Raw genomic sequence first — 15,620 nt, 5'->3', positions numbered from 1 at the left:
AACTTGCTATGATTATTTTTTTGGAAGACAAGTCTGCGCTGCTATGAATTGCTATCCAATTATTTAAAAAGGCTTAGAGGTTACCTCATAAGCCTTTTTAAATAAGCATTTTTAATTTTCGTTAAGGTATAGTCAGCGAACTACTAAACGGTTACGGCGTTAACCTCGTTAAGCCTACTCCAGTAGTACTTGCACTCGGTTGCCTTGTAACCATTTTAGACTTCTTTGACTATAATCTATAGCACAAATTATTTTAATCAATAAGGCCAAAACACACAACCCTCGGCATCTTAAGCCATTTTAATGAATACTCTAATGTGATGAAGAAGGTAGTTATGGAAGACAAGGATTTTTTAAAAGTTAAAGATTGTGGTAATCATATTTTTCAATTGGGACTTAATCGTCCTGAACGCAAAAATGCACTCAACACAGCGCTTGTGGTGCACTTAGCTGAAACCATTGAGTCACTAATATCAGATGAGTCAGCCAGAGTCATCATTATTCATGGATTAAATGGAGACTTTGCTGCTGGTGCGGATATTGATGAAATCGCGACCTTAACACCTAAACAAGCTCTACTCGATGCGAGAGTCAGTGCTTGGAGACTTATTAGGCAATGCCCTATTCCTTTGATAGCGGCAGTAGAAGGTTATTGCTTGGGGGGAGGTATGGAGCTTTTGCTTTCGTGTGATTTTGCTGTGGCAGATAAAGAAGCTAAATTTGGCTTACCTGAAGTTAAGTTAGGATTGATGCCGGGCGCTGGCGGCACTCAGATATTACCACGGCTCATTGGTAAGAATCGAGCAGCGAGAATGATATATAGTGGCGAGATTATGTCAGCATCAACTATGGTCGAATGGGGTGTGGTAACGGAGCTATGTGATGATAATGTGTTAGATATGACTTTATCAATTGCTAAAAAAATAGCACGCAATGCTCCTTTTGCTATTAGTCAAGCTAAGCGATCACTGAATAACTCGGTGGAGATGGGTCTAGAGTCGGCTATGAACTATGAGCGTCAGACTTTTTCTATTTTAGCCTCGACAGAGGATAAGGTAGAAGGTATTGCTGCCTTTAAAGAAAAAAGGCATGCAAAGTTTTTAGGTAGATAGATGCAATTAACCTAATCTGGATAATTAGTAATTTTACGACATGGTTTATTTATAATATTGAATCTACTATTGATTTCTGCTTAGAAATTAGCCTTTGCAGTAGGGTTAGTATACTGGCAACAAAGGTAATAACTGTTTAAGTCATTGATAGTTATTCATAAGCACAAACCAGATGGGGAGAGTGTTAAAAAACGCTTATTTTTCGGTCAGTTCACTTGAACAGACTCAAAATAACTCTCCCATTTCCCAATTTTCTTCAAAATCTAAATCCATTTGATCTTTTTGGCGCATGCGCATTTGTTCAACCCTTCTTTTTCGGCCAACAATAAGTCTTAAAACCTCTCGTTTTTCCTCATTGCTCATCTTTAGCCATAACTGTCTTTCCGTACGATGACGTAGGCATCCAAAACAATAGCCCTTTTTATTGCTTTGACAGACGCCAATGCATGGGTTTTCAATCTCGAAGAGTTCAATTTGATTAGGCATAGAGAGAATAAGGCGTCATAATTTGATTGATTTTATCATGGTTTTTTTCATGATAACCTTACTAAGTGTGTTTGTTAAGATATAGTTGTAGGAATTGAAAGCTCCTACAGTCACAGCAATATAAACTGCCTACAAACGAATCCAAGTGCAAGCTATACAGTGGTATGGCTAGTGACGATAATACTGCTAGTAAGAATACCAATGTAGTAGTTTAACATTGGACGGACTATATATTGTCAATCTCCATAAATATCCTTAATGCTATAATCAGGATATTCTCTGGGAACCGAGGCCTTGTAGCGAACCTAGAACACCTTGGCTATAGATATTGATATAGGAATATACCATGAAAATTATATACATCCATGGGTTGGACAGCTCTGCTCAGTCCGTTAAAGGACAGTTGCTAGAGCAGTTTTGCAAAAGTTATTACCCTAATGTTGATGTGTTACGTCCTGATTTAAACGTAGCCCCCGCAAAGGTATTAAAAAAATTATGCAATTATGTGAAAGATAGAGAAGGTAAAGATATCTTATTTATGGGCAGTTCACTGGGTGGTTATTTTGCCAGTTTAATTAGCAATAAGACGGGAACTCCGGCAGTATTATTGAACCCTAGCACCCAACCTCACCTGAGTTTAAAAAGATTTATAGATAGCCATGAGCTGCGTTTAGATTCAGATTTAGGTTCATTTGCAGAGCCTGATTTTGATCCTGATATAAAGTCAAAGTCAGATAATAAAAATGCCCATACTGTTATTTATCAGACATCTGGTGGCTGGGATATGACTTATGCAGATATACAATGGTTCAATGAGCATAAGCTTGACAGCTTGATGTATCCTGAAAAAGTGCTTGTGGTTATTAAAGAAAATGATGAGTTACTCAACTCAAAAATTGCCGTTGATTTTTATAGCGAGCAAGGCGCTAAGGTTATCGTACAAAAAGGGGGAGACCATCGCATGACGGATTTTGCAGAACAGCTTCCTTTAATTTTTGAGCATTTAGCACCGCTAATGAACAATGAGGGTTTGATAAATAGATAATTCAAACGACACTGTGTGTCGTAATCTAAAATTCAATCCCAATAATAGTAACCAGATTGGGTATAATAAACGCTCAAATAGAACGCAGACCCAGTTGTGTTGGTTAACAGATAAATAGATAAGACCAATCCGAGTAAAATCTATCGACTAGTGATACCGTCAGATACTTAGAGCGAGTTTGAAAGCAAAGCTGCATCTCAGCTCGCGGAGTATAGGCCTAAGGATAATAATAGTGAGTCAGTACACCACCCAAAATCTTGAAGTCTTAGAAGGGCTTGAACCAGTTCGTCGTCGTCCAGGTATGTATACCGATACGACAAGACCCAACCATCTTGCACAAGAAGTCATTGATAACTCTGTTGATGAGGCACTTGCAGGTTATGCAAAATCAATTAAAGTGCAACTTTATAAAGATGGATCGTTGTCTGTTGAAGATGATGGTCGGGGGATGCCTACAGATATCCATCCGGAGTTTGGTCAAACTGGTATTGAGTTGATTCTCACTCGTCTACATGCAGGAGGTAAGTTTACAACAGATAACTATCAAGTGTCAGGTGGACTTCATGGTGTTGGTATCTCTGTTGTGAATGCACTTTCAAAGCGTGTAGAAGTCACTGTCTGGCGGGAAGGATCTCAATTTGATATTACTTTCGAAAATGGTGTGCCAACAACTGATTTAGTAGAGTCTGTCAGTTCAAATAAGCGCAAAAGGGGCACCAAAGTAAGGTTTTGGGTGGATGGGTCTTTTTTTGATTCGCCCAAGTTTAGTATTAAACAGTTAAAACATAACTTAAAAGCGAAGGCTGTCCTGTCGGCAGGCTTGTCCATTGAATTTGTTGATGATATTAATAATGATAAAGTAATTTGGCAGTTTTCTGATGGGGTTGTGGAATATTTAAATGAGCAGCTTGATGGCTTAGAAACCTTGCCACCAGAGCCATTTTATTATACTTATGACGCTAAAAAAGGGGAGCGAGCAGGCGTTACTTTTGCCTTGTCTTGGCTGCCTGAGGGTGGTACGCCCATCCAAGAAAGTTATGTCAATCTTATCCCGACCGCGCAAGGTGGTACGCATGTTAATGGGTTTCGCACTGGTATTTTAGAGGCGTTACGTGAGTTTTGTGATATTCATAACTTATTGCCTCGCAATGTCAAACTTACAGGTGAGGATGTTTGGGATGGGGTTAATTACATTCTTTCACTAAAGTTTAGTGAGCCTCAATTTTCCGGGCAAACTAAAGAGCGATTGTCTAGTAGAGAAGCCGCCGCTGCTGTGCAGGCTCAAGCGAAAGATGCGTTTAGCCTATGGTTAAACCAGAATGCAGAATTGGGCACACAGATTGCGGAAATGGCGATATCGAAAGCAGGTAGACGACTTAAGTCTTCTAAAAAAGTAGCACGTAAAAAAATCACTCAAGGTCCTGCACTCCCTGGAAAATTAGCGGATTGTCGAGGCGGCGTCCGAGATGGCGCAGAGCTGTTTTTGGTTGAAGGCGATTCAGCTGGCGGAAGTGCTAAACAAGCTCGAGATCGCCATTTTCAGGCAATATTGCCATTACGGGGTAAGATTTTAAATACTTGGGAAGTATCACCCGATACGGTACTTTCGAGTCGTGAAATTCATGATATAGCGATTGCAATTGGTGTTGATCCAGTTTCAGATGATTTGTCCGAACTGCGCTATGATAAAATTTGTATCTTAGCGGATGCTGACTCAGATGGGTTGCACATTGCCACCCTTATTTGTGCGCTATTCGTCAAACACTTTCCAGCCATTGTGGACTCAGGTCACTTATTTGTAGCAATGCCGCCACTTTATCGTATTGATATTGGCAAAGAAGTGCACTATGCCCTTGATGAGAGTGAGCTTGAACATATTTTAGCGAATATAACAGGCAATAAAAAAGCCCAAATCACTCGATTTAAAGGGTTGGGTGAGATGAGTGCTGAGCAGCTACGTGAAACAACGATGAGCCCTGATACGCGTAGGCTAGTACAACTGGATATGGATGATATGCAGCTAACCAATAGTATGATGGATATGCTACTTGCTAAGAAGCGTGCTTCAGACCGTAAGTCATGGCTTGAAAGTAAAGGCGATTTGGCCGAAATTATGGTGTGATTATCAAGCCTTAGTCATTAAATTTAGGGCTGTATAGAGTAAAGTCAACCGTGGGAATAAAGGGTAATGCCTAAGCTATCAGACGCTACAGTAGTTAACAGAAAACAAGTAATAACCTATAAATCTATCGGAGAGAAGGTTCCTCGACGTGGCGGGATAATAGCACCCCCTATTGGACGATTTATTTTTAAGTTAATGGGCTGGAAAGTAGTAGGATCTATTCCTAATGTGCCAAAGGCTGTATTAATTTGTCTGCCACACACATCAAATTTTGATGGTGTTTACACCATTCCGCTGGTTTTAGGGCTTGATCTTGACATTAAGCTTTTAGGCAAAGAGAGCTTGTTTAAATATCCGGTTCTCTCCACGTTTTTTAAATGGGCAGGTATTATCGCAATAAATCGCGGTAAGCAAGGTACTGTTTTACAGGCCAGTATTGATCGTTTTAACTCTAGCGAGGCGCTGTATTTAGGATTGGCGCCTGAAGGAACGAGAGAGTATACTGATAAATGGAAAACTGGTTTTTACTACATTGCTGAAGGAGCGAATGTTCCTATTATTCCAGTGGCTATGGACTATAAGACGAAAGAAGTACGGTTTATGCCCCCTTTAGAACCAACTGGCAATATAGATGCGGATTTAGCTAAAATAGTAAAACAGTATAAAGGAGTTGTACCAAAACATCCAGAAAGGCTGTCAAAGCCTTTGCAGGATATAAACTTGTAGGATATAGGTAAGACAGCTTAAGCAAGGTAAAATCTGATTAAAATATTTTATGAATAAATGCTTGCTCAGGTAAGGTCTTTCAGTCGTAAAAATGCTTTTTTCAGCAATTCTAAGTTTGATTTACAGCGTTGAGTGGTTAATACTCACGCCACCATCCACAGGTAAAGTCACACCAGTAATTATATCTGCATCTTCACTGGCTAAGAAAGTTACAGCCGCAGCAATATCCTCAGAATTCGCTAATCTACCTAATGGGCTTCGAGCTAAAAATCTTTGGATTTTGTCGTCCGCACTGGGATCATGGGAACGCATGTCCTCAAGAGTCACACTTGGACTAACCGCATTTACCCGAACACCGTACGCTCCATTTTCTCTCGCTAAAGACTGGGTTAGGTTGGATACGCTATTAATAGCTTCATTATAAGTAGCCATATTCCAGTCATTTATCATACTTGATAGTGAGGGAACGCTGACGATAGTTCCTTTTGACTTAATAAGCTCTGGTAGAGTTACTTGACAGACGTCAAAATTACTATTCAAGTTAACTAGTACATCAATTTTTTCATATTTTTTAATCACATGTTCGACTAAAGCTTGAAGCTGGCTTATCTCGTTAATATCACATGTGATTGTCAGATGGGGCTCAGCATGTATCCAAGTCGTATCAACAGGAAGTTGTTCTGCTGTATTTTCCATAAAGTCTCTATCTAGACCTACTAAAATCACAATCGCCCCTTCAAAGGCAAATCTTAAGGCAGTTGCGTGTCCAATTGCAGAATCCGCTCCTGCAATAATGACTATTTTATCTTTGAATCGTTTCATAGGTAATATCCTTGTGAGTGCTTAGCTATAAATATAGTTCATTATCTCTGATTTTGACAATAGCAGATTTTGATAATAATAGAGGGTATGACAATGATAAGCGGTAAAAATTACGTAAACTTTCATAGACCTTTCATAGACATTGGCAGATTCGTATAGGTATACACTTATTAAGGCCTATAATCTATTAGGTATATAAAATTGACCTACTAAAAAAGGCAGCCCTAAGGCTACCTTTCTGAAGCTAACTGAGTATATCACTTTAAAAGATACACACTGAGCAAACAGCCAATTATAGAGTTCAGTTATAAGTTGTTATCAGAGTTAAACGTGTCATCAGAAGGTAAAGTACCTGTTGTTGACAGTGGTAACGTTTCTTCAGATTTAACAACTGGTTTCTTTTCTTCAGCATCGCATTTATCTTGCATTTTGCGCAAGAAACGAGCGGCAGCTTCTTGACCACCAAGACCAAAGGATAGAGCAAAAGCAACCGCAACCGCACCCAATGTAAGGCCAAAAGCAAGGTTAACAATTGAATCAGCAATACCCATTGCTTTAAGGCCCATTGCAAGTACTAGACCCATGATAAGGACACGTACAATATTTGCTAGGAATTGAGAGCCTTTATCAGAGCGTTCAACCACACCTGCAATAATATTAGCTAGCCAGAAACCAATGAACAGAATAATCGCACCTAAAATAATGTCTGCACCAAAGGCTATAAACATAGTAATAATGGCACTGATCTGTTCAAAACCTAATAAGTCAGCCGCAAGAATAGCAGCGAACAACATGGCAAAGAAAATAATAGCATAGCCCACAAGGTCTGATACTTTAGTAGTACCCAATGCGCTTTGTAAGCCAACTTTAGCAGGCAGGGCATTAACAGTTGTGTTCTCTAATAAACCTTTGATCACGTTAGCTACCATCTTCATGATAAAGTAGGTAATGATTAATATAGCGGCTGCCGTAAAGATATTAGGCAATGCGTTCATAATCTTGTTCAGCATATTGGTAGCTGGACGAGAAATGACTTCAATATTTAAGGTGTCCAACGAGATAATAGTCGTTGGGATAATGATCATTAAGAACGCAAGCGAGCCTGCAATATTAGGTAGGCTATTTTCACGGTTGTTACTAATGCCTGCTTTTTCTGCAAACCCTTGAAGATTTAAGCTGGCGACCATGTTGGTAACAATACCACGAATGATTTTAGCAACTATTAGGCCCACAAAGAAGACAACGCCAGCCATAAAGATATTAGGTAAGAAACTAATGGCTTTATTTAGCATGTTGGTTAGAGGTGCAAATAACCCATCTAACTCTAATTTGCCCAATACTATCACTAAAACAAATAACAAGATTACCCAGTAAACCATATCAGCGATAGTACCGCTCATTGGCTGAACGCCAGCTTCCGCGCTTAACTTTTCATCAAGTGATGTTTTTGATAAAGCAGCATTAATTGCTGTACGAGCAACAGTCGCTACTACCCAACCAATCACACCGACTATTACAGCACCAATCAAAGTGGGTATAAACGACAGTACACCGTCAATCATGTTGGCAAACGGTGCAGATATAGCATTTAAGCTCAACATGCTCAATGCCCCAGATATGGCCATTAAGAAAACAAACCAAAATACCACCTTTGAAATGATATTTTCGATGTCGTATGTTTTACCCGTTGATGAGTTCATACGTTGGTTTAGATTCATACGAGAAAGCAGGTTACGAACAACACCGCCTAAAGCCATTGCAACTAACCAACCAATAACGAAAACAAGTACGGCGGCAATAATTGAACCTATTGGCCCACCAAGATTGTTATTAAACCAAACAAACATGTTGTCCATGTTGTTTCTCCTGTAATAAGTACATGTAATAAGTACAAAAACTTGATGATTAAAATTCGATTTATAAGAAATCCAAATTCTAGATTGATGCTAAACCTGTGAAGAACTACTTATATAATAGCAAATTGAAGCAACAAACTAGAAATATTCTTTCTCGTACATCTATAGTTTTTATCAGTGATAACCTCTGCAATTCAAATAGTTAAGTTAGCGTTTTATAGCGTAGGCTGGTTTAAACGATATGGCTTAATATTTAAATTGGCGGTACCAATCAATCTAAATAAGTATCAATGGCATTGATAATGACTAGTACCCGAGTAACAGATAGTTTATAACGACACTCTAGCGGATTAATTCCCAATAATAAACACCTAAACATTAATTATTGCTTAATAAGTGTATAAAGTTGTTACATTAGCTTAAATTTTTAACAAAATATATACATTAAATTTATCAGTTAACCTACTGTAGTGGTTATCTAATATCTATTTTGGTACTATCCACTATCGAGTCATTATAAGTTTATGCATTTGAACTATTATATTTCAACTATTATAAGTTTAAGTAGTATTTATTAATTTTTTATTAATATGCTTAACTATTGAGTGTGATCTAAAACTATCTACCGCGTTTTTAAGAGAATTATCTAGTGTACTTACCAGACAATCATTTATTATTAATTATGTTTACTGCAAACTTGTAATAATCACTAGATTATTTAATGAATGCAATCAATTTACGATAGTTGATTTAAATTACCTTATTTTAATTAAAAAGAGATTTTGTACATGAAAAAATTCATAGCCCCTAAAGTTCTTTCAGTTGCTTTAATAAGTGTTCTAGTAGTTGGTTGTGCTAATAATGGTAATAAAGCTGAGAAAGCGGGTTCAGTGTCCACGGTTAACGAGCAAAGTAGTGAGCTTGAAAAAGTCGGCTATAGCATTGGCTATATGATGGCTAAAGGCAATAAAGACATAGTTGATGACCTTAATCTTGATACTTTTGAACTGGGATTTCGTGATGCTTATGCTGACAAAGAAGCCGCACTGACTGAAGAACAAATGCAAGAAGTGGTTACTACTTACCAAGAAAAGAAACAAATCGAGATGATGGAGAAGATGCAAGAAAAAGCGGCTGCTAACAAAGATGAAGGTCAAAAGTTTCTCGCTGAGAATGCTAAAAAAGAAGGGGTTAAAACCACAGAGTCTGGTTTACAGTACAAAGTCATTAAAGCAGGTACCGGTAAAGCAGTTAGTGAAAACGATATGGTAAAAGTTAACTACGAGGGTAAGCTTATTGATGGTACTGTTTTTGATAGCTCATATGAACGTGAAGAGCCGGCTATATTTGCAGTTCAACAAATGATACCTGGATTTGCTGAGGGCTTGGGTTTAATGAAAGAAGGCGGGGAGTATGAACTTTATATCCCTTCTGATTTAGCCTATGGTGAAACAGGCAATCCTGCTATTGATCCGAACAGTACGTTGATTTTCAAAGTAGAGATGTTGGAAGTTAATCCTGAAATGCCAAAACAGTAAGTTAAAGGCTAAGTAATCAATTAAGATTAGCATCTTGTTCTCAAAACTGCCTCATTTTAGAAAGGGTTGATTTACTTTGTTTCTCTATCTATTTTATTTTTTAGGGTAGTCACTTTAAGATGTTTCACTACAGAGTATGGATGTAGAATCATTAAAGCTACATTAATCAATTCGGGTTAGTAAAGTTCAAAATTGAGAAAGTTAGTATTAAATAAGCCCTGCATTTAGTGATGCAAGGCTTTTTTTACTATGAATGGGGTAAGTGTCAAAGATTTTTTCTGAAAACTTTTGAGTTTCGCCCATTGTGATATGCAGTACGGCGAGGCTCAGGTAAAGTATCGGCTGAAACTTCTTCGAACCCTTGTTCAATAAACCAATGTGAGGTGCGTGTGGTTAATGCAAAAAGAGTGTGACGGCCATGACTGCGGGCTTGTTGTTCTAAAAAAGCCAGTAAATCTGCGCCACGGCTACCATTTCGGTAGTCAGGATGTATGGCTATTGAGGCTACCTCTGCAGAGTCATTATCTAGAGGGTACAATGCAGCACATCCTAATACCATACCATCTCGCTCAATGACACTATAGCTATCTATTTCCTGCTCTAGACGTTCTTGTGAACGTTGTACTAAGATACCTTGTTGCTCAAGCGGGCTAAGTAGCTCAATAAGTCCAACGATATCATCGATAGTTGCACGCCGAATTTCTTCATATGGGTCGTGACTAATTAATGTCCCTGAACCATCTCGTGTAAATAGCTCTTCAAGCAAGGCGCCATCTTTAGCATAGGATATGATGTGAGTACGATGAATGCCTTGGCGACACGCCTGACTTGCACAGTGTAAAAAATAGTATATTTCACGATCTAAATCACGGTCGCGCAAGAAGCGATCCACCTCATTTGGTATCATGGCGTGCAGTAGGCGACCTTCTTCATTAATGCCATCCTCACTACCTAAGAATATGAGTTTATCTGCATTTAAAGCAACAGCGGCATTTAAAGCAACGTCTTCGCCTAATAGATTAAATACTTCGCCGGTTGCAGAGTAACCCATAGAGCCTAAGATGACCATATGGTTATGCAATAGGTTGTTTCTTATTGCTTCTACATCGATTGAGCGGACTTCCCCTGTCATTTGATAATCGACACCGTCTCGAACACCGTAAGGTCTTGCGGTAACAAAGTTACCAGATACGGCATCAATACGTGACCCGTACATAGGTGAGTTAGCAAGCCCCATAGAAAGCTGAGCTTCGATTTGAAGGCGAATAGCGCCGACTGCCTCTAAAATACAAGGCAGTGCCTCGCGAGGGGTAACTCGAATGTCGTTATGAAGCGGAGATTCTAAGTTTAGCCCTTGTTTTTCGAGGTTTTTCTGAATTTGAGGCCGTGCTCCATGTACCAGTACCAGTTTAATCCCTAAACTATGCAGTAGCGCAAAGTCGTGAATTAAATTTTTGAAATTAGGATGGTTGACAGCTTCACCGCCAAACATGATGACAAATGTTTTGCCTCGATGGGTATTAATATAGGGAGCAGAGTTGCGAAACCAATGAACATAGTCGGTTGTAGTTTGTGGCATAGCAGTATCAATCATATAAACATCAAATTAGGCTTTAAGAAGAGAAGGTAACGCTTTTACGATAGCAAAAAATGCCATGTTGAGCTATCTTTATTTTACCAGTAAAGACAGTTAAACGGACTTAATACAGATAATTTATTAATTTTATTGCATACTATCAACCAATATTTGATATTTATTCTTCGCAAATGTGATTATTATGAATAATTGTATGGTTAACCATTTTTAAGTGGCTTATTAAAATAGTTTGACTATAGTTCATTTGCACAACTTGAAACGCGTAGATAAAATTTATTGATCATTTTAAATATAATAAGGAATAAAGCTTTATGAAAGCATTAGATGTCTTTAGCACGTCAAAGGTTGCTTCAAAATTAACAGGTCGGGCATTAATGGTGCTGGCATGTGGTGTCAGTATGAGTGCACAGGCAATATTGCCAACTCCAGAACCAGAATTAGACAATCCAACAAGCGCCAGTAATGCACAGATGGTGGAAGATGGTACCAGATCCGAAGCAGCAAATGTTTCGACAAAAACGGTAGCTGCGTTAGTCAGTACAGATGCTCAAGGCAACCCAACATTGATGCCAATTGATTCAAGTACACGTCTACGTCAGGGCAATGTCATTGAATATCATACCTATATTACCAATAGCAGTGCGGATCGTATGCGCTCTATGACGGTCACAATGAGCATCCCTGATCAGGTTAAACTGCTAGGCGATATCTCACCTAAGAATGCTTTTGCCAGTATTGATGGTAATACGTTTAGTCGTACACCGTTACGTACACGTATAAATGGTCAAGTACAAGATTTACCACTGGAATACTATAAACATTTACGCTGGACACTTGAAGCACTAGGTATTAATGAAACAGCCGTCGTTAAATATCGTACGGTAGTCCGTTAGTTAGTAATTTAGTTAGATTAATGTGATGCTTTTAAAGCCCCTGTAATAGTGTCTATAAAGGGAATAAAAAAGGGGCTAAAGTAAGCGAATGAAAGCGTACTTTGATGCTGTATTAATCAATTGTTGAATAGCCCAATATTTGTATTAAATCCTTTTTAGTAAGCTCATTTTTACGAAGCCCACTGTCTTTATTAAGATAGTGGGCTTTTGTATGATATTAATTTGATACCTGGGTTCAACTCGCTAAGTTTGACGACTATAAGCTTTGTACTATTAAGCTTTTCGTAAATAGTTACTAAATAGGCGAATGTCATCAAGGTTTAACAAAGTTTAGATAATCTGACCAGATACTTTGTGTACATTCATGCTCATTTCGATTCAAAAGGTCAATCCATGAGAAACTGCTCAGTATCCAACCCGACTGATAAAACACAACATTATAAACTGATGAAGTCTACGCTGCTTTTAGGTCTTGTCTCTTCAGTAATGGTTTTATCGGGCTGTGGTAGTGACTCAAACACGGCAGTTGATGTGAATGACAATCCAAGACCAGATGTTATTGCGCCTACCAACTATAAAAGTGTGACCTTTACCAAAACTGGTAGTTATGTTCATGGGGCTTTTGATGAGTCTGCCGCAGAAATTACCGCTTTTCATCCTCTCAGTAAACGTGGGTTTGTGGTTAACGCACAGAATGGAAAAGTCGATGTGCTTGATTTGTCAGATATAACGACACCAACACTTATCCAGTCATTGGATGTATCAGACGTTGGTAGTACAGTGAACAGTGTGGCGGTGTTTGGTGATGTAATGGCAATTGCGGTGCAAGCAGACGTAAAAACAGACAATGGCTATGTGGTCATTTATGATGCCAACACGTTAAAACGCCTAAACAGTCTGAAAGTGGGTGCATTGCCAGATATGGTTACTTTTACGCCAGATGGTAATTATCTAATAGTGGCTAATGAAGGTGAGCCTGATGACGATTATGTGGTAGATGCCGAAGGTTCTATTAGTGTTATTAACATCATGGATATCAACAACCCAATTGTTAAAACTGCCACATTTACAGACTTTAATAGCCAAAAACAATCGCTGCTTGATGCAGGCGTACGTATTTTTGGTAAAAAAGCCGATGGTACGTTGAGTACAGTCGCTGAAGACTTAGAGCCAGAGTATATTGCTGTCGATAGCGACAGCAAAACCGCCTATGTGAGTTTGCAAGAAAATAATGCCATAGCGGTTGTGGATATTGTAAGCGCTACCGTCGCAGCCATTGAGCCGTTAGGTGCAAAAGATCATTCGATTCAAGGTAATGCGCTGGATGTAAGTAATAAAGATGATGCAATTAACATTACCACATGGCCGATAATGGGGATGTATATGCCTGATTCGATAGCCACTTATGCTATCAATGGTAAAAACTATCTCATCACCGCCAATGAAGGTGATGCCCGCGAATGGGGTAATTTTGGAGAGGAAATAGGCTTTAATGATGTACAGGTTGATCCTGCTAAATTTAATGTGATGGCTTGTCACAACTTAGAATGTGGCGATAAAAAAGCTTTAGGTAAAATCAAATTCTCAGCATCTATGGGCGATAGCAATGGTGATGGTGTTTATGAGAACCTATATAGTTTTGGTGCACGTTCATTTAGTATTTGGGATACTGATGACTTAAGTACGCCTGTCTACGATAGTGGCAGCTTTATGGCAATGTACACCGCTGACAAGTATCCCGATAACTTTAACGCAAGTAATGATAAAAATAGCTTTGATAACCGTAGTGATAATAAAGGTGTCGAACCAGAAGGTGTTACAGTGGGTCAGGTTGGTTCACAGACCATTGCTTTCATAGGGCTTGAGCGTATTTCTAGCGTGATGGCCTTTGATGTCACTGACCCAACTGATGTTAAGTTTTTAGGTGAGGTAAATACACGCACGTTTGATGATGACAAGCTTGCTGCTGCAAAAGAGGGAGTATTAGCAGCTGATGTAGATGGCGATTTGGGTCCAGAAGGGTTAACATTCATCTCAGCGGATAACTCGCCATCTGGTAAGCCATTATTATTGGTGGGGTTTGAGGTTAGTGGAAGTTCAGTCGTATTTGAGCTGGACTTTTCTGAGTAATGGATTGAACCTTAAGAAGGTCGATAATGAGTATGACCCGTAAACTTATTTCGTAATTGCTGTTGCGTCAGCACGATATTAAATTATGACTGAGTTACCATTATCTTGCCAACCTAGTACTTTATAACGAGTCTGCGTTTGGCTTCCTTATCGTCAGTTTAAATTGGTTTGGCGATATTTAGCAATGACAGTTTGATGATGAGCATGTTTGACGATACTCTTGTGTATCATCGTCGAACATGCTCACTGCGGTTAAGTCGCCATAAATTATTAGAGTCGCCATAAGCTTTTAGCTAGAGGATAATACCGAATAATCAACGACACCCATACCATATAGCCTAATCATAAACGTATAATAAGGCTACCTTATGCCTACTTATCGTGGGGTATGGCTGTATTAACAGGCGTTAACTCTAGCACCTTAATAAACCTACCTTCTACATCTATGATAGAGATGAGCCAACCATCAATAGTGACGGTTTCTCCCTCTAAATCTCCCCCAACATCGCCAAGTGCCTGCATCACAAGTCCACCCATGGTATCTACGTCAGTATCATCAAACGGGGTGTTTAGCTCTTCGTTGCAATCTTCAATGAGTGTAGATGCCTGAACGACCCATGTATTAGCCTTTTCTTCATGAGGAACAATATTATTTAAGTCACTGTCTTCCACAATGTCGTCGTGTTCATCAACAATGTCGCCCACAATCTCCTCAAGCAGATCTTCCATGGTTACCACACCCACCATATTACCGAAGTCATCAACGACCACGGCCATGTGCACTTGGGTACGCTGTAGTGAACGGAGTAAAGTGTCTGATCGGGCGGTCTCGCTAATATATAAAGGTTGGCGTACTATGGACTTTAAACGGAATGAGTTAATGGTGTCTTGACCTTGGCGGATTAAATTAACCAAAAGCGGTAGAAGGTCTTTTGCCAGTAAAATCCCGATAACAGCATCATCGTCTTGGCTATCAAAAACAGGATATCGTGAATGGCTGGTCTCTAAAATCATGTCCATGATATCAGCCAAGCTATCGTTCTCATGTACCCCCTCTACTTGCGGGCGTGGGGTCATAATCTCACGCACTGGGGTGGCGGGTAGATCTAATACACCTTCAAGCATATCGACAGTATCAGGCTCTAAAAATTTATGAGAATCCTGCACTAATTTAATCAGTTCATCGCGAGTTTCGGGGGCGGTATTTAGCCAGCGCTTTAATCCGGGCATTGACCAACTGGCTGTACTGGAATTGTCATCAGACATGAGAAAGTCATTAACCTCGTATTGTTA

The 15,620-nt window shown here is 39.2% G+C and carries 12 protein-coding genes; 7 read left to right on the top strand and 5 right to left on the bottom strand.

Going from position 1 to position 15,620, the window contains the following annotated elements; translation table 11 throughout:
- The first annotated feature begins 335 nt into the window (after nt 1–335).
- Nucleotides 336–1,112, top strand: coding sequence for an enoyl-CoA hydratase/isomerase family protein (locus tag AC2SLL_RS05080; protein WP_486530592.1), 777 nt, complete (start codon nt 336–338; stop codon nt 1,110–1,112).
- A 225-nt stretch (nt 1,113–1,337) separates the two neighbouring features.
- On the opposite strand, the gene AC2SLL_RS05075 is transcribed toward AC2SLL_RS05080, so the two are convergent.
- On the bottom strand, nt 1,338–1,598 hold the full coding sequence (locus tag AC2SLL_RS05075; RefSeq protein WP_486530591.1) for a DUF1289 domain-containing protein: 261 nt from the start codon (nt 1,596–1,598) through the stop codon (nt 1,338–1,340).
- Between the two features lie 346 nt (nt 1,599–1,944).
- Here AC2SLL_RS05075 and AC2SLL_RS05070 point away from each other — a divergent pair, with 346 nt between their 5' ends.
- The 3 genes from AC2SLL_RS05070 to AC2SLL_RS05060 all read left to right on the top strand — a co-directional run bounded on the left by AC2SLL_RS05070 (nt 1,945) and on the right by AC2SLL_RS05060 (nt 5,491).
- Complete coding sequence (locus AC2SLL_RS05070; RefSeq protein ID WP_486530590.1) at nt 1,945–2,643, top strand: YqiA/YcfP family alpha/beta fold hydrolase; 699 nt, start codon at nt 1,945–1,947, stop codon at nt 2,641–2,643.
- A gap of 232 nt (nt 2,644–2,875) precedes the next feature.
- Complete coding sequence (gene parE / locus AC2SLL_RS05065) at nt 2,876–4,765, top strand: DNA topoisomerase IV subunit B (RefSeq protein ID WP_486530589.1); 1,890 nt, start codon at nt 2,876–2,878, stop codon at nt 4,763–4,765.
- A 66-nt stretch (nt 4,766–4,831) separates the two neighbouring features.
- Nucleotides 4,832–5,491: a lysophospholipid acyltransferase family protein gene (locus AC2SLL_RS05060; RefSeq protein WP_486530588.1), complete on the top strand. Its 660-nt coding sequence runs from the start codon at nt 4,832–4,834 to the stop codon at nt 5,489–5,491.
- 120 nt (nt 5,492–5,611) lie between these two features.
- Here the strand turns inward: AC2SLL_RS05060 and AC2SLL_RS05055 are convergent, their stop codons facing one another.
- Both AC2SLL_RS05055 and AC2SLL_RS05050 read right to left on the bottom strand, forming a co-directional pair.
- Entirely contained in the window at nt 5,612–6,313 is a 702-nt protein-coding gene (locus tag AC2SLL_RS05055) for an SDR family NAD(P)-dependent oxidoreductase (protein WP_486530587.1), read from the bottom strand.
- A gap of 305 nt (nt 6,314–6,618) precedes the next feature.
- A complete protein-coding gene (locus AC2SLL_RS05050) occupies nt 6,619–8,169 on the bottom strand; it encodes a mechanosensitive ion channel (protein WP_486530586.1) in 1,551 nt (516 codons plus the stop codon).
- Between the two features lie 788 nt (nt 8,170–8,957).
- Here AC2SLL_RS05050 and bamJ point away from each other — a divergent pair.
- A complete protein-coding gene (bamJ, locus tag AC2SLL_RS05045; RefSeq protein WP_486530585.1) occupies nt 8,958–9,707 on the top strand; it encodes a BamJ family beta-barrel-assembly machinery protein in 750 nt (249 codons plus the stop codon).
- A 265-nt stretch (nt 9,708–9,972) separates the two neighbouring features.
- On the opposite strand, the gene argA is transcribed toward bamJ, so the two are convergent.
- On the bottom strand, nt 9,973–11,301 hold the full coding sequence (gene argA / locus AC2SLL_RS05040; protein ID WP_486530584.1) for an amino-acid N-acetyltransferase: 1,329 nt from the start codon (nt 11,299–11,301) through the stop codon (nt 9,973–9,975).
- A 314-nt stretch (nt 11,302–11,615) separates the two neighbouring features.
- Between argA and AC2SLL_RS05035 the strand changes: the two genes are divergently transcribed.
- Nucleotides 11,616–12,197: a hypothetical protein gene (locus tag AC2SLL_RS05035; protein WP_486530583.1), complete on the top strand. Its 582-nt coding sequence runs from the start codon at nt 11,616–11,618 to the stop codon at nt 12,195–12,197.
- Nucleotides 12,198–12,590: 393 nt separating this feature from the next.
- The gene (locus tag AC2SLL_RS05030; RefSeq protein WP_486530582.1) at nt 12,591–14,327 is read left to right on the top strand and encodes a choice-of-anchor I family protein; all 1,737 of its coding nucleotides are present in this window, start codon (nt 12,591–12,593) and stop codon (nt 14,325–14,327) included.
- A 372-nt stretch (nt 14,328–14,699) separates the two neighbouring features.
- Here AC2SLL_RS05030 and AC2SLL_RS05025 read toward each other — a convergent pair whose 3' ends face one another.
- A complete protein-coding gene (locus tag AC2SLL_RS05025) occupies nt 14,700–15,593 on the bottom strand; it encodes a CBS domain-containing protein (RefSeq protein WP_486530581.1) in 894 nt (297 codons plus the stop codon).
- Between the last annotated feature and the right edge of the window lie 27 nt (nt 15,594–15,620).

It is taken from the genome of Psychrobacter sp. CX97, assembly GCF_057396285.1.
Note: the sequence above shows the minus strand (reverse complement) of the source record. Positions and strands in the feature narration are given on the sequence as shown.